This window comes from Thalassospira sp. HJ (genome assembly GCF_000948415.1).
In the GTDB taxonomy this organism is placed as follows: Bacteria; Pseudomonadota; Alphaproteobacteria; order Rhodospirillales; family Thalassospiraceae; genus Thalassospira.
Window position 1 is genome coordinate 297,843 of record NZ_JYII01000010.1, and the last position, 24,719, is coordinate 322,561.

Genomic DNA, 24,719 nt, shown 5'->3' on the forward strand with positions numbered 1-24,719 from the left:
AAATCACATGCGGTTCGGGCTTGACCTTGCCCGGAAAATCGCTAGTTTTCGGGACCGCACCGGACCACCGGTGCGGTCTTTTCTTTACCCGGACTTTTGTCTTGGGGGCCCGTAGCTCAATTGGTTAGAGCCGACCGCTCATAACGGTCTGGTTGGGGGTTCAAGTCCCTCCGGGCCTACCACGGGAAATAATCATATAATATGATTATTTCCCGTGGTCATCTTTCTGCTTTCCCAAATAATCATATTTTTGAACGTGCCGCTGTATCCCGGACCTTTGTCATAATTCCGGGTTATAAAATTGAATTTAATGTGTGTTTTCTGATGTTTAGGCTCAGGGCCTATTAATTTTTGGTCCACCTTTTGATTGAAAGTACTGCTTCTGATCTGAGAGGAGCACTTTATGATCGACCTGTTTTGGCTTTCCCGTTCTCAGTTGCGGCGCATTAAGCCGTATTTTCCGCAAGCCCACGGGGTTCCGCGTGTTGATGACCAGCGCGTTGTTTCCGGGATTGTCCATGTCATTGGCAATGGTCTCCGGTGGCGTGATGCCCCAAGGGAGTGCGATCCGTACAAGGCGCTCTATAACCGCTTTGTACGCTGGAGCCGTTTGGGCGTGTTTGATCGTATATTCTCAGCGATTGCAGCCGAGAACGGCGCACCTGAACAGTTGATGATCGACGCCACACACCTGAAGGCACATCGCACGGCGGCCAGTCTGCTTAGAAAGGGGATGTTCCCCGCCGTATCGGACGCACAAAAGGTGGCCTGAACTCCTAGCTGCATGCGGTTGTCAACGGGCACGGCAAGCCGCTTGTCCTGTTGCTCACCGAAGGTCAGATGAGCGATCATTTCGGCGCAAAGCTTATGTATGAAAGCCTGCCAACCTCGGCATCTCACCTGATTGGTGACAAGGGGTATGACAGTGACGAGTTCCGAGCAGCGCTCAACGCCAAAGGGATCAAGCCCTGCATACCGCCGCGCAAAAACAGAAATACGCAGATATCATATTGCCGAAAGCTCTATAAAACACGGCACAAAGTCGAGAACATGTTCGGAAAGCTCAAAGACTGGCGCAGTATCGCGACCGGATACGACAGGTGCGCGCACACCTTCTTATTAGCAATTTGTATCGCAGCTACGGTCATCTTATACCTCAATTAATGAGTCCTGAGCCTAAATCTTGAAGCATTTTGGCAAGCTGGCAAGGCAGGCTGTCATCTCGCCCTATTTATAGCATCCAAGACAAAAACGTCCTCAAGTCTCCGTAAATACAAGTGCGTACTTATCCGATGTGTAGCGCTTATTGCTATTTTTCGAACGAAGTCGTGTTTTGGGGAGAGTTTTTTTTTACCAAGAAGTGCAACTTTTAAATGGAAATTGTCTTTCTAGGTATTTAGTGTGGTGATTGAGAGTGCCATATTAGTGGTGCAATGATAAGCTATTGAAAAAAAATTGTTTGTTGCCAAGCCCTGATTCCGGCAGATTGTCCTTATCAAGGATCATTGCTCTATGGTGAAGGCCGGTTGCTGCATTTTTTGCCAAGTTTCAGATAGACAGCAAGGTGTCGGGTCTCACCAAAAACTCGCAAACGCATCAAAGCGGGCTGCCTGCGGATAGCCGGTGACCGGACACTGACCTGCCACAAGCCATGCATGTGTTTCAAACTCTGAAACTGGACAGTCTCGCTTAAGACCATAGAATAGAACAGATGGAATTTTGCGCCATCGCAGCATGCGCTGGCCTACCATAGCTTGGTGGAGGCAAAGGGTGTTGATCGGTAAATGTTGTACGGCAACGTCAATGGCCCATCTGATTTCCTGCACGGTAAGCTGTTGTTCGGCCATCAGTCTTACGGAGAGATCGCGCTCAACTCCTTCTGCTGCTGATCTGCAAGCTCCGTGTCGTGGAACGATCCGCGAATATGGTAAGCCCGTAATAATTAGCCACGTGACGACCAGCCGGAAGGCAGCCTCCAGCATTAGAAATCTGCGTCTCCCATCCATTTTAATCAGATAGCAAAGTTTGCGCTTTGTAACACTCCACCGCACTTTCTGATCCTTCTATTTACTTATGTAAAAGCCAAATTAATAGGTCCTGAGCTTAAGATCTGATTGGGTTAAGGACAAGCAAGGCGTCCGGTACGTGGACCACAATTCGGCGTTTTTGCCAAGCATGGGATTGGCGTATGGCCATTGTGCAGCCAAATCATCAACATTCGGCAGTCTCTGAATGCCTGTCGCATTGCCGTGCCGAAGTTATCAAGAATAGTTCGGTCCGTCGGTGGTTGGTCCATCCGAGAGGTTGGAGCGCGGTTTTGAACTGGACAGGCTGACCAGCGTAAAGGAAGGGGTTGAATATGCACGACGCTTGACTAAGTCAGCAGGGTTTTTTAGGTCAGCCTTTTGATTAATTTGATCCATATTTTAGCCTCCATAAAGTTTCAACAGTAAACAAGATATAATCAAAACATAATAAATTGCCGCATCGATTGTATCTGTATATCAAAGCATGTTTTGGCGCATCAATCATTAAATGATGAATGTCGCAGTGTTGAAATCTGCGTTTCAAACAGTTAGGGTCCAAACTCATTCACATAATCGCTCTTGTCTCCGGGATATGTGCGGATATGCGGAGCAAAATCGTAGGAAGATATACATCTTTCAAGGTTTGGTGATAAAATAGCCCGCGCAAATCCGGGTGATCCGAAGGACACCTGCTATGAGAGAAAGCCTGTGCGTCAAACCCCTTGACCGGGGATCACCCCGCTCTGCGGTCTTTTCCTAGCTTTTTCTCTCATATCAAGTGCCGGATCAATCATGTGAATGAGTTTGAACCCTAGGAGTAATTCGACGGATCAAACCATCAATTAATTAAAGCATAGCAAGGCTCCACAATAAAAATCAGGACTGCAAATGACCGGTGCAATTGCATGCGTTTTGAGGTTTGACGATCGAAATGCAAAAGACGACTGCCTTCGGATGGCATCAAGTATGGACCGGTACGGTCCAAAACGTCGTCAGGTTTGGTCAGACGGGACGGTTTCAGTTGCAAAATTGCTGTCCTGTACTTTGCCGGAAGATTTTTTCGAGAAACAGCCTGTCTGCTTGCGCGCAGGAAAATGGTGTGGCGTGGCTGCGGCACGCTTGGATGACAGAGCAGGTGTGATCGCCGGGCTTGGTCTGGACACGAAGGCGGCTGCGCGCTTATCAGATTCGGACTTGCTGCTGCTGGCATTGGAAAAATGGGAAGAAGAGGCACCCGCACGTATTCCAGGGCAGTATGGTTTCATTGTTTGGAATGCCGAACAGCAGCGCTTGTTGTGCGGTCGAGATGCGCTGGGCCGGGCACCGCTCTATTTCTATCGTTCGGAACGTTTTATTGCTGTTGCGAGCATGCCTGCCGGGTTGCTTGCGTTGCCTGATGTGCCTCAAACACTATCGGAGACCTGGATTGCACATCGTTTAATGGCGGCGGCCCCGACCGGAAGTTGTTTTGAATTTATCGACGAACTTGAGCCTGGTCATTTTCTGATTGCCGAAAAAGGCAACATCAACTGTCGGAAATGGTGGTGTATGCCCGAACGGGGGTCTGTCCAGCCAGACAGTGCAACAGCTTTGAAGGCACAAGGGCGAGAACTGTTTTTTTCTGCTGTTAAGTCCTGTCTGCGCTCGACGAAACCCATTGCTGCTCAATTAAGCTCAGGATGCGATAGCGGAGCTGTTGCAGCCGCTGCTGCAGTATTGTTGTCTGAACAGGGGCGAAGTGTTGATGCGTACACGGCAGCGCCGCACGAAGACTTTCGTGCGAAGTCAGCCAGTCGGCTATGGGATGAGTCGGAAAAAGCAGCTATCTTGGCTGCGCGGCATGGCAATATGCGGCACCATGTGATCCGGATTGGACGGCAGAATCCTTTTTCTTATATGGACAGATCTGCTCAAGCGTTGCAGCAGCCGCACCGGGCACCTGCCAATAATGTCTGGTTGACCGAATTAGACAATGCAGCCCGGCGTAATCGTTCGGAAGTGATGCTGACGGGGGGCATAGGGAATCTGACGATCAGCTATAGTGGGGTTGCCCGTCTCTCGGAAATGTTGAATTCTCTGGCTGTTCCGAGTTGGCTCCGCGAGGCCTTTCTGCTATGGCGGCGGCAGAAGATGTCCTGGAAGGCAATCGCCTATCACAGCTTTGCCCCGCACACTCCGCGCGGAGCGTGGGAGATCGTCGCCAGGGTCCTTGGCAATGCAAACAAAGCGAAGAAATCTGTTATTGCGCCGGAATTTTTTCAGGATATGTTGCGAAGCAACCGGCTGTCGCAGCGTGCGCTGTTGCCCCGCATGCAGCCCTCTATCTTCGGTAATGACAGGCGGTTGGCGGGGTTTGGTCGACTTTCTTTGGGGCTTGATCGGTATGCTGATTATGCGGAAACGGGAATCGAACATCGTGATCCAACTGAAGATCAGCGTTTGGTGGAGTTCACGCTTGGGCTGTCTGAAGAATGGTTTTTGCGCAATGGGAAGACAAAGTTCTTCTTGCGGCTAATCGGGGAAGATCTGCTGCCCGAGCACTGTTTTGACCCTGATACGCCAAGAGGTGGTCAGTCGGCGAACTGGTATGAAGGACTGACCGATTCACGTGCGAGTTTACGCGAAGAGTTGGAAATATTAGCGCGACATCCACACGTTGGGCGGTATGTGGACCTTGAGAGTTTGAAGGGACTGGTCGAAGATTGGCCCGGCGATAGATGGGAATCCAAGGAAATCATTCAATTGTATAAGCAGTCATTAATGCGAGGTGTCGCAACAGCTCGCTTCATTCGCCAAATGATCCCATCAAATTACTAGGACCCGACGTCGATCGCGGGTGTGTTGATGTCCATGACGGGCAGTTTATCATGTGAAAATGCGAGATATATCGTTTTTGATCTGGTTATTAAGAGCGACATATATCTACCTGAGTTGACGCTTTATGATGGCGGGCGAGAGCCAGATGTCGAGATTTCGATTTCCAGACTTTATGACATGCCAGATGATGCGAAACGTGTGAAGAAATACATTTGGCACCATGGCGACGTGGTGCATATCTCTTGGCCACGGCTCGGCGAGTTTCAGGTCATTGACGGTCGGCACGTGTTGATGGATTTAAAGTCAGGCGTTGAAATGAGCCGTGTGCGGACGATGTTGCTGGGCACGGTTATATCTGTTGTGCTGTATTTAAAACAGATGTTGGTGGTGCATGCGAGTGCGACACTGGTTGGTGATAAGGTTGCCTTCTTTGTGGGGCCATCTGGTGTCGGAAAGTCGACCATGGTTGCCTACTTGCAGACGCTTGGGTTTGAGACGATCTGCGATGATTTATGTGTCTTTCGCGTCACCGAGAATGGCAGGGTGATTCTCAAGGAAGGTATCCCCAGAGTGAAGCTTTGGACAGATAGTTTGGAGTTTGTCGGCACATCACGGGAAGGCTTATTACAGGACAGCTATCGTCGGGATAAATTTCATGACGTTATCGAAACCATAGGCGATATTGATGTGACCGAAGGGAACCGGTTTTATCTGATCACCCCGGAAGATGAAGGGGATTTCCGCTGCCAACCTCTCGACAAGCTGGCAAGCATGATTGAAATACAGAAAAACCTGTATCAGCCAAAATCAGCGAAACACTTCCTGGGCCATCAGTTTGCCTTGAATGCAGTTGCCAATTTGCTGCGGAAGAACAGTGTTTTCGAGATTTATCGCCCGACCACCTTTGCCCGAACGACAGAAAAACATCGCAAACTTATAGATATCGTCGGTTCTGCGACGTGACGTGTCATAAAATCAATAGGCTTGAGCCGTGAGTGCTGCGCAGGACTTTTTTTGGCCAATCAACCTCAAACGTCTCGACGGGAAATTGGTGGTCTTTGGCTGGATGCGGCCAGACCCGATCCCATGTCGCGTGAACACGCAGGTGGAGGTGCAGCGGGCACGACAGCGACCGATCAAACGAAGCCTGATTGCGTTGAAAGATACCATTGCAGAGCCGGTGCCCGATCAGGATTTACGTTTTATCTTTCATGCATCGCGTTGTGGCTCAACCTTGGTTAGTCAAATCTTGGATCAAGCACCGGACAGTTTGAGTTATTCGGAGCATGGGTTTATTTCAAAAGCCCTTTTGATGGATATGGATGACGGAAATATGGATTTTCCAATTTTGCGGGCTTGTCTTGACCTGCTGCGTCCCAGTCCGCAATTCCGGAACAAGAAAGTTGTGATACGTTTCAGTTCTTGGACCAGCTTGCTGATAAAGCCGATCATAGAGCGTTTTACGGGGGTGGACTGGTGCTTTATCTATCGTGATCCCTTGGAAATCATGGTGTCCCATCGGATTTCTCCGGCGGGGTGGTCGAACAATCCGCATGCGGTCACAAAGCATGCCGCGCATTTGGTTGATGATCAGGAAGATCCTGTTCGATTTGCTGCAGAAGTGGTGAATGCGTTTTTCACTCAAGCGATTGCGGCTCCGGCGGATCGGAGATGCTTGGTTGACTATAAAAACCTGAAGGTGGACGTCATGGGTCGCCTGTTTCCTCATTTTGGACTAGAGCTTACTGATGAAGTTCGCGTCGCAATTGCGCAGATTATGCAGTTCGATGCGAAACGGCCAGAGGTAGGGCATTTTCAGCAAGATACTGAATTTAAGCAGACAAACGCGACACAGATTGAGCGTGCTGTTGCGGTGTCAGGTGGGGTCGCGCAGAGCTATGCCTCCTTGTCTGCGATTGTCAATTCGGAAAGGGGGCGCAATGGAAACCGAGTTTATTAAAGGAGAAGGGTTCTCGGCATCCGTCACTTTAGATGCCGGGTTGTACCACGCACTGGAGAAGCGTGTGCGGGCGCAACTAAACGCGCAGGGCGAAACGCCAAAACTGTTAAGGGATCTCGCCGATGTGTTGCGGGCGCAGGGGGATTTACGCGAGGCGACCGAAGTCTTGGATCGCGTAACTGCGCTGGATCCATCATGTCCAAAGACACATTACATGTGCGCCGCTCTGCGCGGGGATGTGACGGGCCTTAAGTTGCCTGACGGGGCTGTTTCTGTGCCGGTGGCAGTTATTCCAGATGCTTTTCCACAGAAGGTTTACGAAATCCTGTTTGCCGAGGCAACGCGATCAGAAGAAGAATATGTCGAAGACAAGGTCGTGATTAATGGTATGGCAACCTGCGACCGTAAATTCAGGTATTCATATCGTAAGCAACTTTCGAGGGAATATGAGGATCTTTACCTAACCCATCTGATGCCATTGTTGGAGAAGACGGTTCCGAAATTGGGGATTGGATGGCCAACGGCACGACCGCCATCAAAGAAGTTTAGTCTGTGCCGACATGGCGCGTATTTTTTGCCGCACCAGGATCATGGATACCATGATCGCATGGTATCCATCGTATACCATATGCATCAGCTGCCGCGAATGTTTAAGGGCGGTCAGCTTGCTGTGTTTGACACAGACTACGAAACCAAGCAGGCGCTGGATAAATTCACGCTCTATGATTTTCAACCCAACATGTTGGCGATTTTTCCCAGTTGGGCAATGCATGAGGTTTTACCGGTCTCATTGCCGAATGATGAATTCCAGCACGGTCGTTTCGCGGTCGTATCTCATTGCTAACAGCTATGCAGTAAATTCTGAGCTGTTTTACCTCTTTCTGGACCCTAGCTGCCTTTACTACAGCGCGCTTAACTGAGTGTTGGTGGAAAAAAGGTGGAGCAAGAATTCTTGCCCAATACTGATTGCTTCTAGAGTTTGGTTGTTTTCTCCTCGAAGTGCAGCAATGGTGCAGATTAAACGCAACTTGCAATATTGATTTAAAATTTAAATTAATGAAATTTTTTCAACCATAAATTGCGTGTTTTAACGTTGCTGGCGTATGGTGACGGGGGTATTTTTGCAAGATCAAAATTTATTTTAGTAAGGGTTTTCAATGAGAGACCAAGTTGGTGAATTACAGAAAGAATTGAAATGGATAAATCCAAAATATTCACGACAAGATGTAATCGAAATGCACCAACATGAATTTCATCGTAGACCTCAGAAATTTTTGGTCCTTGATGATTTTGTTCAGGCAGATGCATTGAGGTCCATCCGCAAATTGTTACTCGGAGAGGGGCAGTGCGAAGAAATGTTTCGCCGGTATCGTGATAAATCATTCGTAGAAAAAGAAAAATTCTACGATTCACATGATGAGGATCGGTTTATTCACGAGTTTATTTACCGCAAACCCGCTTCAGGTAAGGAAATGGCGCCGTCGACACTTGAAGATGTCAAAATGCGGGCTCAAATTCAGTCTGAAGCGTTCCACTCATGGCTGCGTCTGCTTACGGGGCGCGATGTGCAATATACAAATGCGATCAATTTAAAACGTCTGGATCACGAACATTTCTTGCGATGGCACAACGATTCAGCGCAAGGGCGCGTCTTGTGCATGGTGTTGTATTTGCATGAAGACTGGCAACCTGGCTTTGGTGGTCGATTGCAGTATAAAGACGAGAACAATGACATTCATAATATTGATCCCTTGTTTAATCGCGTCGTAATTTTTGATTCAAACAAAAACTTCAACCATGCAGTCGAGCCGATGACACCTGCAGCAACCGGTTGGAAACGCTTAAATTACTCGGCCTGGTTCCAAGGCGACAAAACGAAAAATATGAATATCTAAAATATATGCGTATCGGATATCCAAGACAGCAGGTTGTCTGCCAATGAGAGAAAGCGCTGAGTATATTTGTCGGCATCAAAATAACAATGATGGTCCTGAAGGACGGGAAATATTGGATATCGGCGTGCTCGGCGGCGGGACTTCCGGTTTGTTGACGGCTTTGGCGCTTAAAAAGCGACGGCCATATCTGAATGTTTCTATCATCCAATCAAAGAAAATACCGATCATAGGTGTTGGTGAGTCTACGGTCCCAATGGTTGTCAGCTTTTTGCACAATTACATTGGGCTGGGTGTGGGCGATTTGCTAAAGAACGTCCGTCCAACGATCAAACAAGGCGTGCGCTATGATTGGGGTAAGCCGGGGGACTACTATTTTAATGCGCCATTTGACTGGGACGTGAATGACATCGGTTTGATCGGTTCCATGCGCTTAACCGGGAGTCCAAATGGGGCGACCAGTCAGGCGATTTTAATGGAGCATCATAAGTTGCCGCTATGGCTGGGGCCCAATGGCAAGGTGGCTTCGCAAATGGACCGGTATCGCTTTGCCTATCATTTGGACAATGCGCTATTGGTCACTTATCTTGAGCAAGAGGCCCTCACCGCCGGAATTGAGATGGTGGATGCGGTTATCGTTTCTGCCGATAAGCACCCGCAGAGGGATGAAATTGTCGCCCTTCAGACCGATGATGGGCGTAAGTTAAGCTATGACTTGTTTGTCGATTGCAGCGGCTTTCGATCCACCTTGCTGAATAAAGAGTTGGAAGTACCTTTCATCGGATTTGAAAAATCGCTGTTTAGCAACCGCGCAATCGCATTCCAAAGAGACCATGGCGGGGACATAAAGCCATATACGAGTGCAATCACCATGGATGCCGGCTGGAGCTGGATGGTTCCAACGCGCCACAATGACCATTGTGGATACGTTCACAGCAGCGATTTTATTTCCGTCGAAGAGGCAAAAGACGAAGTCGTCGAACGGTTCGGCGAGGTTGAGTTCCTTAATACCGTTTCATTCCGGAATGGCCGACACGAACGCTGCTATGTCGGTAATGTCATTGCGATTGGCAACTCCTATGGCTTTTCTGAGCCGCTTGAAGCCAGCGCATTGTTACAAATTGCGCGGCAGGTCATTTTGCTGGTTGATGAATTGCCGCGAACAAAACATGACCGGTCGACCGAGCAGTTGATGAATGGTCAGGCGGCGGACGATTGGGACAAGCTGAAATGGTTCATCGCTGCCCACTATCAGATCAATAACAAGAAACAGACGCCGTTTTGGGATGTGATGCGCAGCGAAGCAGACATTTCCGGCATCAAGCCGTTGATGGATTTGTTCCGTGAGGGGGCGCCGTTGTCTATGCGTTCTCCCTGGGCGCTAGAGGCAATCCGCAAAGTTGGCATTCCCTATTACGGCCTCGCCGGGTTCGATACGATTATGATGGGCTGTGCGGCTCCGCATCGTTTGCTTGCGACTGGGGAAAGTGATGAGATCTGGAGGCAAAGATATCGAATGGCTTCGACCTTTATGATGTCTGCACTGTCACATGACGAGGCTTTGGCAGTGTTTGATGAAGACCCTGATCTTTTGATGGTTGCGGGCGACTTCAACGCTAGTGAAAACCACCGTTTCACGACTCTCGGACAATGATGCAGTATTTCTACGAAACATACGGTTTGAAGATCGGGAGTGATCTTGTTCTTAACGATTATTGGACCGATGAACACCCAGAAGTCGTGCGTGATGTTATGATTGAACGGGGAAAAGTCCCAGGCCAGATTGCAGGCAACTGCATCCATAGAGGGCCCAATTGGGAAATGAGTGAGGACGCCTTCATTATTCATGTCCCAAGGGTGGGAGCTTACCTTATAGAAGCGGGAAACAGGATCGTTTATGAAGCCGCGCCGAAAGTCGAGGATCGGGACGTAGGGCTCTTTCTTTTCGATGTTGCTTTGCCGATACTGCTGCATCAGCGCAAGGTTGTTGCACTCAGGGCCTCTGCTGTACTTGTGAACGGTAAGGCGGTCCTCCTGTGTGGTGCATCGGGTACAGGTAAATCGATTTTGGCGGAGAGCTTAGCCCAACGTGGCCATCCAGTCTTGGCTGATACCTGTGCCTCGATCAGTTTGGGTGCGGGCGGGATGCCCTGCCTGTTGCCGGAAGGCCCGAAGATCAGATTGTGGGGGCGAGCGTTGGAAAAGAAGGGCTTTGATCCTGTCGATCATACAGTGCTCCGATCCTGTAAGCTCAAGTATCTTGTGTCGTCATTGCCGGCTTCTCGAGAACAGGCTGCGATTGGTGCCATTTATTTCCTGATAGAACACAGACCACCTCGAACAGCCGGTATCGAACGGCTGGACGCGATCAATGCATCCCACTATTTGGTCATGAATGCCCTCCGGCCACGCCTGCTTCAAGCCATGAATCTAATGCCGAAGTTTTTTTCAATGGCAGCACAAATGTCAGCGAAATCAGAAATGTATACATTAACGTGTGAGCGTGACGTTACGGTATTTGACACCTTCGCCGGACAAATGGATGCGCAATGGCAGGGTGAAGGCACGATATGAAAAATCTATACTGGCTTGCCTCTTATCCTAAGTCAGGAAATACGTGGCTTCGTATCTTGCTTGATAATCTTTCTCGTCCAATGCCGGAAAAATTTACCGTAAACGATCTTAGCGCAATTTTGACCTCTACAGATCGGCGTACTTTTGACGATTCTACTTTGCTTAGTAGTGGATTACTTGATGTGCACGAGATCGAAGATTTGCGCCCAAAAGTGCATGTTGAATTTGCTCAGGTAGACCATCATGCAGCCCCCCATAGCGTCGGCCATCACCCCGGTGATGGAGAGTTCCCACAGTTTACCAAGGTTCACGACGCCTATCGCTACCTGAGCGATGGCACACCGCTATTGGGTGGGGTGCGGGCGGCAAAAGGCGCCATCTATGTCGTGCGTGATCCGAGAGGCGTTGCACCGTCTTACGCGCATCACATAAATGTCGATCTTGGTGAAGCTATCGCCGATATGGCGAACAGCGAAATGGTTCATCGCGATTTCAAGGATCATCAACGGCGACACTTGCCGATTATTTATTCTGACTGGAGTGGACATGTCGCAAGTTGGCTGGAACAAACTGATTTGCCGGTACATTTGATCCGCTATGAAGATATGATGTCAGATACCGTTTCCGTGCTTCGTAAGTTATTGGAATTTCTTGATTGGCAGTGTTCAGAAGACCAAATCTGTCGGGCAGTGGAAGCATCCCGCTTCGAGACGCTTCAGGCACAAGAGAGAAAGTCCGGTTTTCGTGAGGCTCCGAATCCTACTTTCTTCAGAAGAGGTCTGGTTGATGGTTGGCGCGACGAGTTGACTAAAGCACAAATCAGAGACATTGAATGCCAACATGCAAAGATGATGGCTCAGTTGGGCTATGTCCCGCTCAATACGGACATTTAGCGGAGTAAAACGATGGATAAGTATGAAAACAATTTGATCAAGCGTACAGACAGTTGGATCGCGGCACGTTCGGGCGAAGAAACATTGATGATGCAGGTGCAAACCGGCCAGTACATGAGTTTGAACGATACAGCAACGGCGGTTTGGGAGGCGCTGGAGAAACCAGCGATGTTCCAAGACGTGGTTGCAGCAGTCGTCTCCGAGTTCGAGGTCTCTGAAGAACAGGCTGAGCGTGACGTCGAAACCCTGCTTGATGGTTTGATCAAGAACGATGTTTTGAGCGTTGAAAAGAGTTAGAGCCTTTCTCTGATCGGCAGGTTCCACTGCCCGGAATTTTTTGTGGAGTGTCTTTGCAGTTTTGAGGCGGGAATTGGCAGACCAGATCGCCGATTTCCCGCCTTTTGTGTTCTTGAGGGCTTTTTTTCATGCTCTTCACTTTTGCGACTTTCGAAGGGCAGTTCTACAGTCGGCAGAAGCTCGTCGAGAGGAAACAAAGGCATCCTTTTCTGCTAGGGTCGTGACCCTAGCCATCTGTTTTTCCTTTTATAAACCGCTTGAGCCAAAAAACGGGGCGGAGAAAAATATACAAGGGAAAAAGTGCGGATGGCAATTGTAACTCGGAAAGGTCTTCAAAATTGATCAGCCAGCGCAATGTGAGGCGCATGCGATATGAAAAGGTTGATTTCAAATGGAATTGCCGCAAGAAAATCAAGGTTCGAGCCCACCTTGGAGAAACCTCTTTGCCTAATTGGCTTGACTCGCAAAAAGAACAACGAAATGCAGAAATCAGCCGTCTATATCGTTTTGATCTTGGCGCCGAAGGCGGTGTGCTAATTTTCAACTCTTTTCCATAAAACGTACGGATAAAGTCCAGACTGCTAAACATCACATCAGAAAGGTCATATTTGCGAGCAAGGCGAACTGCCTCGTTATAGTCATCGGATGGAATGATTTTGCTAAATGCGACGATATCGTCCATCCATTTCAAATATATCCAGAAGTGTTTTGCACCATGTGCGAGAAGATAAAGCAGGTTGTCTGAATGCCCTAGGGTTGGAAGGACTTTTCCTGTTAACGCAATGACCGTGCGTTTGTGCCACAACTCATCGAAGGCAATATCAAGATAGTTCGGGTTTTCAAAAAGACGCCAGTGAATTTCAATCCGGGTAGAAGCAAACTCATAGCAAGCGACATTGTCGCGGGCCATGAAAATTTTTTGCTGTAAATTCGATAAATCAGCCTTGGGATGCAGGCGTATAAAACCTTTCGTTCTTAGTATCTTATCAACTTTCCTCACATCCTCCTGAGAAATAAGAAAATCCAAATCAAGGCTTCGGCGGTAGATGCTGCTGCCATGAATCTGTTGCGAAAGTACCGGTCCTTTGATGGCCAAAAAGCGGATGCAGTGTTGATCAAATATATCGCTGACATTATGCAATGTGCGAAGAAGCTTCATTGCACGCATGGACTGCTGTTTGTAAGATTTGGTGATTTTGCTTTGGACATTTGGCGGAATTGGCGAAGACGGATATGACGCGAGCTGATTGCAAAGCGGAGACAGATAGCCGTGGCGATTTGCCATTACAACAAACCGTTTCCAGTCCCATGTGGGCGTAGTGTCCAAATGTATTTCTTGGCGGGCCAGTTCTGAAGGTGGGTTGCAAAGTTCCAAAAGAAGATCCAGTTCGCTGAACCGATTTTTGGTGCTGATAAAAGGAGGTAATTTCGACAATTTCACAAATCCACAGGTTTGGGCAGGGAGTAGTATATTCGTTTGGCAAAAGATGGACACTGCGCAGAATTTAAGGTGTTTTTTGCGGCAAGAGACTGATATCAAAATTGACTAATTTGGATGGCATACTGTGTTCCACAACAGTGTACCAGAAGGTGGATGATGACAGTCATGTGCGCGAGGGTATCTTTCGGGGAGTGCGATTTTGCGCAGGAGGTCATCGTAAGTGGTCTTCATTTTCAAACAAGGGGATGCCGTTGAAAATTGAAGTGCGTGCCCCGGACTCTCTTGCCCATATGGTGTTTTTTATTCTGGCGTTACTGACCTTATCATGGGTTTGCTATGATGGTTTGTGGGGGCAGTTGGTTACCTATGGGGCGGGTTCGGACATCTGGGAACATGTGGCAGTTCTCAAAGCCTGGTCGCAAAATATTCTCCATCCGTCTCATCCGCAAGTGAATGTAGATGCCGGGTCCCCGCGATATTCGCCGCTATACTTATGTTATGCCATCATTGTTGCTGCCACGGGCTTACCGCCTTTGCAGATGATCGGATGGATCGGCATTGTCCACTTTATCCTTTTGCTTGTCGGATTGCGTTGGTTTGCTTTGGCATATTATCGATCCGTTTGGGCACCGGTTATTACCCTGATCGTAATGTTGACCTTTTGGGGGATAGGTTGGGGGTGGTCCAACGCTTATGGCTTACGCAGCCTAATATTGGTCTCGTCTTACCCTTCAATCGGAGTGTTTGGTCTCAGCTTTATTCTGTTCGGGTTTGCCCTGCGCTTGATCCGTCAGCCGCAAGAACTTTCCAATGTTCAGGGAGCCGCTTTTTGTGGCTTGGTTTTTGTCATAATCTTAAGTCACTTCCTTACCGCCATTTTTGCCGGTGTTTTTGGTCTTTCATTGCTGTTCTTTGAGAAATCCACCAATCCCCGAAATAAAAGAAAGATTGTTTGTTGGGCGGCGGTTGCTTTCGCCCTTGCTTTACTTTGGCCCTGGTACTCCCTCGGAGGGGTCCTGTTTACCAATGATCTTGCCTTGCAAGCAAACTGGCTAAAAGCTGAATCTTTTCCTGAACTTGACAGGATAGCCAGATTGAACAGCACGGGCCGAAGAAAGTATTTTTATGACATGGACCAACTTCTGCTCAGAGCTGGTGTGGGTCTGGTTGGTTTTCTATTTCTGCCAGTTGTCTGGAAATTTCTCCCCCGTTATCGCGCTATCGTTATGATGGCAGGCATTTTCATTGGATTGTTGATGATCAATGCTGTCTTGCCGATCGCCCTTGGGCATCGGTATCTTTTTTTTGCATTGGTTGCCGCTCATCTGTGTCTGGTTGCGGTGTTTGTTGAGGCCATCAGAATTCAGAACGTTGTGGGGCGTTTTTTCGGTATTGTTTTGGTTTCCTTGGTGCTTGTTGTGTTTGGCATCCAGAAAGTCAGCCAGACTTATCGCCAATATATACAAAGCGTTGTTATCAGTTTTGATCGTGACGCCAGTGAAAGTCCGGTTGTCAGGCGCAATAAGGCGATCGCAGAGCATCTTTCAGAAGAATCGATCATCGCATCAGACCTCACGACGGCATTCAGTCTGGCAGCTTTCATAGGTAAGGTGATGATTCCCAAGCGGGGGCATTACTTTATTAAAGACGGGTCACAACGCAAGAAAGACCTGCGCATCATACTCGATCCTGAAACGGATGATCGGTTGCGAAGAGTATTGCTAGACCGCTATGGAGTGACAGACTTGATTGTCACAAAACAAAACAGGTCACCTGAGTTGGAGACATTTTGCCACAAAGAATCTGTGGCTGTTGTTATCGTCGGAGATGATCAGGTCTGCAAGTTAAGGCAGTCATAGTGGCCATTTCAGGAAGTTTTCCATCGGCAATCTGCAATTGAAGTGAGGAACCCCATGGAGGGAACATTTACGGGTTTTCTGAGATATGCCCGAAAAACAATCGCTGGGGTGTTTGTTCTTTCGCTTTGCGGCGCACTTACCGAAGGCATTGGTTTGATGTTGATTTTGCCAATGCTGGGTTTGTTGGGGCTAGGAGACAGCATTGCCGGATCAAGGCTTTTAAACTTGGCAGAATATGTCGATTTTCTGGCGATCCCGACTAAGCTAAGTGTCATCTTGGTTCTGTTTGCCGGTATTATCTCCGTTCGTTTGATGATCGTATATCATCGTTCGCTTCAAGTGTCGAAATTGCGCCTGGATTTTGGTCGGTATTTGTTTCAGCGCATCTGGAACACGCTGATTGGCGGTGAATGGTATTTTTTGGCCGCCAGACGCCGTAGCGATTTTATCCATTCCCTAACCATTGAGGTACAGCGTCTTTCCAATGGTCTGGCTGAAGTTCTGCGTTTTGTATCTTCTGTGATCTTGATGCTGGTTTATATGGTCTTTGCCTTTCAACTGTCTTGGCAATTGACATGCTTGGTGATTGTCATGGCAGGAGCAATTTTTGCCATTACGGCGGGCACAAGACACCGGAGCTTGCAAACAGGGCGGGATGTTCTGGGGCATGGACGGAAGACAAGCCATGTGATGACGCAGTATCTGGATGGCCTAGCATATGCCAAGGCCAATGGGATAGAAGCGCAACTGACGACCGAATTTATGTATCGGCAAGGTCTAACTTTCGAAGCGCGGCAAACCCACCAGAGAATGATGGCAAGCAGCAACTTCCTGTTGCAGTGGCTTAGCATGATTGGGCTGGTTGTATTTTTATGGCTTGGGATTGAGGTTTTCAACCTGGACTTTGCCACACTGCTGATAATGGTAATGATTCTTAGTCGCTTGTTGCCAGTCTGGTCCGGGCTCGAGAAGAATCTTCATGCGATTTTACACATCTGGCCGTCCTGTCAGTATCTGATGTCTCTGGAACGTGAACTTGTGCCGCAATTATCAGAACATTCAAATTATTCAGGAATCAAAGCCGCGCACAGAACCAGAATATCATCAGAGCCTTATCAAGACCCAAAGCCTGTTGAAAAGATCAAGCTAGAGACTGAGGTCGCGTTAAAAGGCGTGTTTATGCACCATTTAAACACGCCTGATGAGGATATTCTGACAGATATAAATTTGACAATCCCTGCGCAGAAAATAACGGCGATAACAGGCCCGTCAGGAGCCGGAAAAACAAGTTTGAGCTCGCTTGTCGCCGGTCTGCTGCCAGTTTCACAGGGAACGATCACGATTGACGGCACGGATATCAAGGACTTGAGCCGGCAGGCATGGTGTGCATCCATTTCCTATATGCCCCAGGAAAACTTTATGCTCGACGGTTCGGTGGCAGACAATTTGCGTTGGCATGCCCCAGGCTGCAGTCTGCGTGAGATGCACGATGCCTTGAAACATGCAGGGGCCATGGATTTTTTGTGTCAACATCCAGCCCCCCTTGAGTATCTGGTGGGGGAAAATGGACGGAACCTGTCTGGCGGTGAACGCCAACGCTTAATGTTGGCCTGTATGCTGGTACGCAAGCCGCAACTTCTGATTTTGGATGAGGTGACAAATGCGCTTGATCTCAACAATCAACATCAAATTCTCAATTATCTGCAGACTCAGAAAGGAAAGGTAACGATCCTGATCATCACGCATAATAATCATATGCTTGAAATTGCAGACCAGATTGTTCGACTGGAAAATGGCGCGATCAAGAATGTTGACAACTACTCTTCGTCTGGTGCGCCAGGTATGTTGGGCAATGCCTGCGTGCAACGGTATGACGAGGGCAGTGAGACTTGAACATGTTTGGTGAGATTGTGGATGCGTTGTCTGGTGACTTCATTTGGTTGCCATTTGCAGTGCTCGCTTTGAGTCTGGTGCATATGTCGCAGATCCCAAAACGCGAATATCGTGTTGGTTTGGCTAATCTGCTTGCGGTCCTGTTGGGGGGCGTTCTGGTTGTAGTTTGTACCAATGCCGTCTTCAACAGAATGGATTTGGAGCGAAGGTCCGCAATTGTACGGGAAAAATGGTATGTGCCGGAAGGCGCAAATAAAGGTCCAGTCATGATGTTGATCGGATCAAGCTATACCCGGCATGGCATCAATCCTGAGATCGTCAACAAAATCTGGGCTGCTGAGAATATTCATACACGACTTATGACGCGCGCTGCAGGCGGGGCCTCACGTCTGGAGCAATGGATACTCCTTGAAGATGCTCAAAAGGTGCTTGGTCGTATGCCGGAACAAGTCATGTTCGAGATCCATTCTCAATGGGATGCTGTTCCGCTGTATGGGCTTAAAAACCCCATGTCTTCAAGAGCCATCAACCAGATTACGGATTCTACTTTGCGCTGGGCGTTTCTGGCTGTTTTGTATGACGACAGATTTGCCGCCCAAGGGAAGACATATCCGACAGGCCTGAATACGGTGGTAGAAATCGTCAAACACTATCTGGCAGGAAAGGTCAATTTTGGACTGGCGCAAAAACAGAACATGATCGTGCATGCTTCCGCCCGATCTACATCTGCTTTCAGGCCGCTTGCCATGCGTAAGGCCTCGGTCGATCTAGCAAAGCTAAGTCAATGGCTTGCAACGCCGGCACCATATGACGAGACCGCGCCCAGTTTATCAGAATCCAATCCCTGGCTGGATGTTTATTTTTCAGATGTGAAGTCCCGTATAGAGGCAGCTGGAGGGCGGTTGGCGGGCTATTATTCATTGCCGAACAGTTCGCCGAACTTTCGCGGATATACGCGGCAGTTTTGTGCATGGAAGGCAGATTCATATTGCTTGAATGCCAACCTGCCCGATGTCTTTCGCGACTATGGATCGGTCGATATGTGGTACGATTACACGCACTTACTTGACAAAGGTGCGGAACTGGTTTCGGTCTGGTTTGCCTATCGCCTTATCAAAGACAAGGTGGTGTCGTGATCTTCAATTCTTGGTCCTTTGTCTTTTTTTTTGTCATTGTCTGTGCTGTTCATTGGGGACTTCGGTCGCACAACTTGCGTCATATCTGGCTATTGTCGGCAAGTTACCTGTTTTATGGCTGGTGGGACTGGTATTTTCTCGGATTAATCATTGCGGTCAGTTTGTTGGCATACGGGGCAGCGCTACTTCTTGTAGCGGTGCCAGCGCACAAGAAGGCTATATTGTGGGTGGCCATCACCGGTATGCTCGCCGTTTTGGGAGTGTTTAAATACTTCAACTTCTTTATTGCAGGATTGATGCCGCTTCTTGTCGCATTCGGTGTGCATCATGACATTTTGCTACAGAATGTTATTTTGCCAGTCGGCATCAGTTTTTATGTTTTTCAATCTATTAGCTATGTCGTGGATGTTTCATCGGGGAGGATTGCTGCGGATCGGTCTGTAATAAGGGTTATGCTCTATATTGCTTTCTTCCCCCAGCTTGTGGCCGGCCCGATTGTTCGCGCCGCCCAGTTCTTTCCTCAGTTGGGGTGTTTCCGCCATTTTTCAAAAAGATCGTTTTACTGGGGGATGCGGCTTGTTCTGTTAGGATTGGTCTACAAAATTCTGATTGCAGATAACCTGACGCCATTTATTGACCCCGTATTCGACAATATTGCAAATTATGATCGGATGTCCTTGATCGGTGCGCTGGTGGGTTTTCACGTTAAGATCTATTTTGACTTTGCCGGATATTCAACGATTGCCATTGGTGTTGCGTACATGCTTGGCTTTCATTTGCCTCGTAATTTTAAGTTTCCATACAGTGCGCCAAATCCAACGGAATTTTGGCATCGCTGGCACATTTCACTGTCGCAATGGTTCCGTGATTATCTGTTCATTCCGCTCGGAGGACGGGGATCAGGATTTACTGTATATAGTCGCAACCTGATGCTGACCATGGTGCTTGCCGGATTGTGGCACGGGGCGGCTGTTGGATTTGTCTTATGGGGATGTGGGCATGGCTTGTTGCTGATTGCGCATAAATTTGTTATGGCGCACAAGATAAGCCGCGCGGTGCCGCGTATCGTGTCTTTTGCCTTCACGCAGCTTTGCGTTTTGGTTTTGTGGTCTGGGTTTCGTCTTTCAGACTTGGATAGTCTGATGGTTTTCTGGACAAGAGTTGGCCGGGCAGATCCCCTTGATGGAGGGGAGGCGTTCTTGGGCGTGGGGAGCATCTGTCTGTTTCTGGTCCCTTTGATCGCGGATCACGTTCTGGGGACTGTTCGCGCAAGTCAGCGTATTCCAACCGTTCCCACCCCTTTGTTCTGGTTGCTGTGCGGGATAGTTGTTGCCTTGATTTTTTTAGCCTATCCGGTTCAAAGCCCTCATTTCATTTATTTTCAATTTTAAGTTCGGTTTGCCTATGTTTTTAATTGTATTTTACACTCTTGATTGCCAATATCTCTTGTGTCATACCCGATCACCACTTAAAGATTACCAAGTTTTGAGAAAAGAATTAAAGGTAGGTAATGGGGCCACTATACAAATTCATTGCGTCGGTCAGTTCTTTCGCCTTGTTTTCGGGGGGATTTTTTGCCGGTAAGTCTGCGCAAGCTGTTGAGGTGGACACTGAAGCTGCTGTCTCTTCTTCCTCTAATCCTGAGCGCATCTTACAAGATGAACAACTCTCTAGTCTGCTCGACGATGTTATCAAGGCCCATGCTGAAATTCGTGTGGCTCAGGCAGACACACCTCCTTCTCCAAACCAAGATCTTTTGGATATCCCTGATCCTATTATTCCTAATGTCGATTCGACCCCCTTTTTTACTCCGATACCCGGTGGAGATGTCGCAGGAGATGACATTTCTGCGAGTGGGGCGGACGCTTCATAAATTTTGACACAAAATGTTTGGTTTGCGCTCAAGGAAAGAGCCCCAGATTACGATCGTAGGTTGTGAGGCGGCGCGTTCCAGACTATGTTATGGATTTAATAGCTCCGGTATTGTGTACGATATCGGTAAATCCGTCGACGAGGCCTCCGCAGCAGCTCTTTGGATTGATGCTGGTGTTTTGCTCAACTCCTTTTCACTTTGTTGCGGTACGCCAGAAAGTCGGCAGGCAGAGATATTTTATCACCTGCGTGGTAAATGCGTGATCATCTGGGTCGAAGATCTGCCTGATAAAGATCTTCGGTTGCTTGACATTCTGTGTTCCGACCTGAGGGCGGTGACGTCGAAATTTGTCTTTGTTGCTGCATCAGCAAGAAGCTTTCGACATCTTAAGGTTCATCTCGAAGATTCGGTTCTTTACCCTGATATCTGGCAATTCCCACTTGGGGATTCTAAAGTGGTGAAACCGAAGGCTCGTAAGCTTCAGATCGGGATCGATCTTGAGCGGGGGCTTTCCGAGGCAATGGTCAGCATGCTCGGAAAATTTTCGGAAATGTCTGACGTCATTCTGCGGATTTGGGATCCAGAATATCGGCTCAGGGAGGCGGATGTCATTATTTTCGCGCACTGGACGGTGTATCGATCTTCCCCCTTGTCATATGGCGGATTTCTTGGCCTTTTAGATGTATTGTTTGTGACTGCTGCCGATGTATACGGTTTATTGCGCGCACAGTGCGATGCCTCTGGCGTGATTTGTTTTCTTGAAGATGTTGAAACCGGGTGGTCGGATGGTACAGATCATCTGAACGCGCAAGATTGTCTCAATCTTTTGCAGCGGTACGTGTGTGATTCAAAAGCGTTGCGCCGGGAACAAAGAAAGCGTCGCCAGGCGATTGCACGAGCCAGTGGAGCAAAGTCCTATTCCCGCAATCTGAGAAAGCTGCTAAAAATGGTGGGCTTGGCGGGGGGGCATTTCCGTGTGCAACAGATGCGCTGCAGCGAAAATAGCGTGTTGTTTGTTAGCACTAATGGCATCGGTTTGGGTCATATTACTAGACTGATTGCAGTGGCCAATGCCTGTCAGCAGGATATAAAACCGGTCTTTGCCGTGTTTTCGGCTGGCGTGCGGATGGTGGAGGATGCCGGTTATCATTGCGAACATATGTCTTCAAATGAATATTTAGGTTTGCTGCCAAAGGACTGGCATCAGGTAGCTGCGTGTGAACTGGAAGCGATTATCCGCTTTCACAAGCCGAAGGCGATCCTGTATGACGGCAACGTTCTCTATGATGCGGTTTCCCAAGCGATGTCGTCCATGCGCGTACCCTTGATTTGGCTTCGGCGCGGTTTCTTTAAAAAGACTGTTTCGTCATCGTCTTTGAAAGCGCAGTCTTTTGCCACTTATGTTATTGAGCCAGGCGAAGCTGCGGCGGATTATGATCAAGGCCCGTCATCATTGGCCCTGGAAACATTCGACTGGCCGCGCTGCTACAAGCAGGTCAGTCCGGTCTCTATTGTCGGGGCGAAAGACTTTCTGACAAGAAACGAAGCCCGGCAAAAGCTTTCGATCAATGATGGTGGTTTGAAGGTTCTGATTCAGGTTGGCGCGGGTAATTTACGCGATACGGAAATGCTGCTCGACAGGCTGATTGGTGTATTGCAGCAGCATGACGGTGTCGAAATTTTTGTTGCGCAGTGGCCGATTGCTGATCGGCCACCTTTGCCTCGTGCGGATGTTCGCATTCTCAGGCGATATCCTCTGAGTCCGTGTCTGCGTGCTTTCGACTTTGTCATTAGTGCCGCAGGATACAATTCCTTTCACGAGTTGCTGATGTCTCGGGTCCCTGCAATTTTTATAGCCAACAAATTTACCCGGCTTGACGATCAGGTCGGACGTTCCAGATATGCTGTAGATCAGGGCTTGGCATTGCAAGCTGATATGGAGACAACTGATTTTAACGCCGTGATTGGTGAGATGATGTCGCAGGACGTGCGTGAGCGATTGCGTGCCAGACTTGCCTGCTTGTCATGGTCGAACGGGGCCGTTGATATTGCTGATCTGCTTTCTGAATGTATCAAGGACGCGATCTAAGGCGTGTTACATTTAACCTGGTCCATTGTCTTTGTTTTTCCTGTGTTTGGTAAGGCAAAGCGAACAGAGCGAAGCGGGGCATCTGTCAAACGGTGTTACACCTACAAACGCCTCAATATTGAAGCTCTACGGACTTGGTTAATCGTCAGCCCCGCTAGGCCCTTTTCCGTACCGGGCAAAAGAATGTCGAAGGTCGTAGAAAATGAATAAAAAGGCAGCGTCAGAACGGATACGGCTCCTGGAATTTCAATTGATGCGGACCCGCGAGCTGGTCGAGAACCAGTACCTGAGAATAACAGCCTTGGAAGCCCTGCTTGGTAAAGAATCAGAGACAGGTGACGCCCGCCAGGATGTCCCGAGCATGACACGCTATCAGTGTGATGACATGATGATGGTAAAAGATTTCGACCCGGCATATTTCCAGACGGCATGCAGGTTACCTCCGGCCAGCGTTAACCCGGGGCTGGGATGTTATGGTTTGAATAATCAGGTCGATCTCGTGATTGCCGTTTTGACATTTGCACGCAGCACCGAGGAAACTGGACAGATTGTTGGGAGAATTTTTGAAAACCAATGTCGAACCAGAGGGTTCCGACCTGTTTTTTTCACAGATAATCCCGATTTTACACCCTTTCGTCGCAATCGATATGTCTATGAATATTTTCCGTCCCAGACCTTGATCAAGCGTGGGGCGGAACAGGGGCGAGAATACCAGAAGTTTGGGCAGGAAAAGTTTGTCTTTGCTCTGAAAAAATGGGGGATCAATACCATTCTGGATATATCTAGATCTCATCCGTTTGAAATTTTCTGACCAGATCACGGTACCATTCTATCAGATCTATTTGCTGACGCCAGAAATCCTCAAGAGAGACCTCTGTTGCGTTTTGGTATCTTAGGCTGTTTTGGATCCATGTTCTGATCGATAGATTGTCTGGATTTTTTTGGCTGGAAATGGGAGGCGAGATATGAAGATGTTCAAGCTTTTCCGCCAGAGATTTGGCATATTTTAATGTCATTATGTAGCTTGAGACGCATATTGACGGTGTCCCCAACAAAGCTGCTTCAATCGCAACTGAAATACCGTCGCCAATAACACCAGAAGCGCCCCAGAGAACATCAAGAAACTTTTCAGCTGGCAAGGGCACCGCGTATTTTGCCATATCCTTGCAGAGAGGAACTTCACTTGAGATAAAGACTTTTCCTTTGGTTTTTAGATAAGAGACAAGCCATTTCTTGTCTTGATCATCAAGTCCGTGATGTCCGTGATCGTGAGAGGCGTTATAGGCGCTAAGGCGAAGGATGTAATAGTTTTCGCCTGGATGAAGGCCTAAAGCCTGTTTGATGTCGGGATCTGGGGAAAAATATTTTGGGTGAAGGTAGGCGCTATGAAAATGTCCCCGATATGTCAAGTGTTTAGAGTCAAAAATGCAATCAGCATCGACTTCACAGGTTATAAGTCGTGCGGTGTAACGGGCGATTTGGTAGTGAAGGCCGGATGCTTTGCCATCTGTTGTGTCGTAAACAGCCGGAATGGCAAGGGTTCTTGCGGCCAACGTGCCAGTGGGATTTTTGGTAAGAATGAGCGAGATATTATGACGGCGACAGGCCATTACTAGTTTTTTTGTTCGTTGAATGAGCTCAACAGCCTGCCCAAAACGTGTTTGACGCGGTGCTGTGCTAAACAGTACAGCGTGCTCCTTCTGAAGAAGGGAATTGGTCACTTCCTTGTGTCGTCCTGCCCAAAATACATTATGCCCATCTTGTTCGAGTAGTGGCGCAAGTTTTTTGTAAAAATGGCTGTCAACCGGATGCGCAATGTCGAGCAGAATGTTCAAGATGGAAGATTCCATAGGTCATAGCGCATAATATCAAAGTATCCTTCCACCTTGGCTTAAATATCAATCATATCAACTTGATGCGTGTCATCAGAAATGCTACCTGATGATTGTATACATGGAAGTATAAAGT

At 48.3% G+C, this 24,719-nt stretch carries 19 protein-coding genes, 1 tRNA gene and 1 pseudogene; 18 read left to right on the forward strand and 3 right to left on the reverse strand.

The window, feature by feature from the left end:
• Positions 1–105 precede the first annotated feature (105 nt).
• Together UF64_RS06880 and UF64_RS19890 are read left to right on the forward strand one after the other, a co-directional pair.
• A tRNA-Ile gene (locus UF64_RS06880) sits at positions 106–182 on the forward strand.
• A 221-nt stretch (positions 183–403) separates the two neighbouring features.
• Positions 404–1,164 (forward strand): annotated as a pseudogene (locus UF64_RS19890) (IS5 family transposase).
• A gap of 410 nt (positions 1,165–1,574) precedes the next feature.
• Here the strand turns inward: UF64_RS19890 and UF64_RS06895 are convergent.
• A complete protein-coding gene (locus tag UF64_RS06895) occupies positions 1,575–2,006 on the reverse strand; it encodes a lasso peptide biosynthesis B2 protein (RefSeq protein ID WP_082049598.1) in 432 nt (143 codons plus the stop codon).
• A gap of 909 nt (positions 2,007–2,915) precedes the next feature.
• On the opposite strand from UF64_RS06895, the gene UF64_RS06900 reads away from it, so the two are divergent.
• From UF64_RS06900 to UF64_RS06940, 9 genes are all read left to right on the forward strand, one after another.
• The gene (locus UF64_RS06900) at positions 2,916–4,844 is read left to right on the forward strand and encodes an asparagine synthase-related protein (protein WP_044827863.1); all 1,929 of its coding nucleotides are present in this window, start codon (positions 2,916–2,918) and stop codon (positions 4,842–4,844) included.
• Positions 4,845–4,871: 27 nt separating this feature from the next.
• Complete coding sequence (locus UF64_RS06905; protein WP_044827864.1) at positions 4,872–5,807, forward strand: hypothetical protein; 936 nt, start codon at positions 4,872–4,874, stop codon at positions 5,805–5,807.
• Positions 5,808–5,835: 28 nt separating this feature from the next.
• Entirely contained in the window at positions 5,836–6,804 is a 969-nt protein-coding gene (locus UF64_RS06910; RefSeq protein WP_044827865.1) for a sulfotransferase family protein, read from the forward strand.
• Positions 6,785–7,648 carry a 2OG-Fe(II) oxygenase gene (locus UF64_RS06915; protein WP_044827866.1) on the forward strand — a complete coding sequence of 288 codons (864 nt, stop codon included), beginning with the start codon at positions 6,785–6,787 and terminating at the stop codon, positions 7,646–7,648. The genes UF64_RS06910 and UF64_RS06915 overlap by 20 nt, the downstream gene beginning before the upstream one ends.
• 313 nt (positions 7,649–7,961) lie before the next feature.
• Entirely contained in the window at positions 7,962–8,699 is a 738-nt protein-coding gene (locus UF64_RS19645; RefSeq protein ID WP_052657475.1) for a 2OG-Fe(II) oxygenase, read from the forward strand.
• 43 nt (positions 8,700–8,742) lie between these two features.
• On the forward strand, positions 8,743–10,350 hold the full coding sequence (locus UF64_RS06925; protein WP_044827867.1) for a tryptophan 7-halogenase: 1,608 nt from the start codon (positions 8,743–8,745) through the stop codon (positions 10,348–10,350).
• Positions 10,347–11,270: a hypothetical protein gene (locus tag UF64_RS06930; RefSeq protein ID WP_044827868.1), complete on the forward strand. Its 924-nt coding sequence runs from the start codon at positions 10,347–10,349 to the stop codon at positions 11,268–11,270. Before UF64_RS06925 ends, UF64_RS06930 begins: the two co-directional genes overlap by 4 nt.
• Positions 11,267–12,163 carry a sulfotransferase domain-containing protein gene (locus UF64_RS06935; protein ID WP_082049602.1) on the forward strand — a complete coding sequence of 299 codons (897 nt, stop codon included), beginning with the start codon at positions 11,267–11,269 and terminating at the stop codon, positions 12,161–12,163. Before UF64_RS06930 ends, UF64_RS06935 begins: the two co-directional genes overlap by 4 nt.
• A 12-nt stretch (positions 12,164–12,175) precedes the next feature.
• On the forward strand, positions 12,176–12,460 hold the full coding sequence (locus tag UF64_RS06940; protein ID WP_044827870.1) for a PqqD family protein: 285 nt from the start codon (positions 12,176–12,178) through the stop codon (positions 12,458–12,460).
• 226 nt (positions 12,461–12,686) lie between these two features.
• Here UF64_RS06940 and UF64_RS06945 read toward each other — a convergent pair whose 3' ends face one another.
• Positions 12,687–13,895: a nucleotidyltransferase family protein gene (locus UF64_RS06945; RefSeq protein WP_152630626.1), complete on the reverse strand. Its 1,209-nt coding sequence runs from the start codon at positions 13,893–13,895 to the stop codon at positions 12,687–12,689.
• Between the two features lie 257 nt (positions 13,896–14,152).
• Here UF64_RS06945 and UF64_RS06950 point away from each other — a divergent pair, with 257 nt between their 5' ends.
• From UF64_RS06950 to UF64_RS06980, 7 genes are all read left to right on the forward strand, one after another.
• The gene (locus UF64_RS06950) at positions 14,153–15,760 is read left to right on the forward strand and encodes a hypothetical protein (RefSeq protein WP_152630627.1); all 1,608 of its coding nucleotides are present in this window, start codon (positions 14,153–14,155) and stop codon (positions 15,758–15,760) included.
• A 54-nt stretch (positions 15,761–15,814) separates the two neighbouring features.
• Complete coding sequence (locus tag UF64_RS19650) at positions 15,815–17,653, forward strand: ABC transporter ATP-binding protein (RefSeq protein WP_052657476.1); 1,839 nt, start codon at positions 15,815–15,817, stop codon at positions 17,651–17,653.
• A gap of 2 nt (positions 17,654–17,655) precedes the next feature.
• Positions 17,656–18,789, forward strand: coding sequence for a hypothetical protein (locus UF64_RS06960; protein WP_044827873.1), 1,134 nt, complete (start codon positions 17,656–17,658; stop codon positions 18,787–18,789).
• A gap of 74 nt (positions 18,790–18,863) precedes the next feature.
• Entirely contained in the window at positions 18,864–20,180 is a 1,317-nt protein-coding gene (locus UF64_RS06965; RefSeq protein WP_235284987.1) for an MBOAT family protein, read from the forward strand.
• A 119-nt stretch (positions 20,181–20,299) separates the two neighbouring features.
• Entirely contained in the window at positions 20,300–20,662 is a 363-nt protein-coding gene (locus UF64_RS06970; protein ID WP_044827875.1) for a hypothetical protein, read from the forward strand.
• A gap of 13 nt (positions 20,663–20,675) precedes the next feature.
• Positions 20,676–22,751, forward strand: a complete 2,076-nt coding sequence (locus UF64_RS06975; protein WP_044827876.1) for a hypothetical protein — start codon at positions 20,676–20,678, stop codon at positions 22,749–22,751.
• A gap of 253 nt (positions 22,752–23,004) precedes the next feature.
• Positions 23,005–23,562 carry a hypothetical protein gene (locus UF64_RS06980; RefSeq protein WP_235284988.1) on the forward strand — a complete coding sequence of 186 codons (558 nt, stop codon included), beginning with the start codon at positions 23,005–23,007 and terminating at the stop codon, positions 23,560–23,562.
• Here UF64_RS06980 and UF64_RS06985 read toward each other — a convergent pair.
• Positions 23,534–24,586, reverse strand: a complete 1,053-nt coding sequence (locus tag UF64_RS06985) for a hypothetical protein (RefSeq protein ID WP_152630628.1) — start codon at positions 24,584–24,586, stop codon at positions 23,534–23,536. The two genes, UF64_RS06980 and UF64_RS06985, sit on opposite strands and share 29 nt — an antisense overlap.
• Positions 24,587–24,719 lie beyond the last annotated feature (133 nt).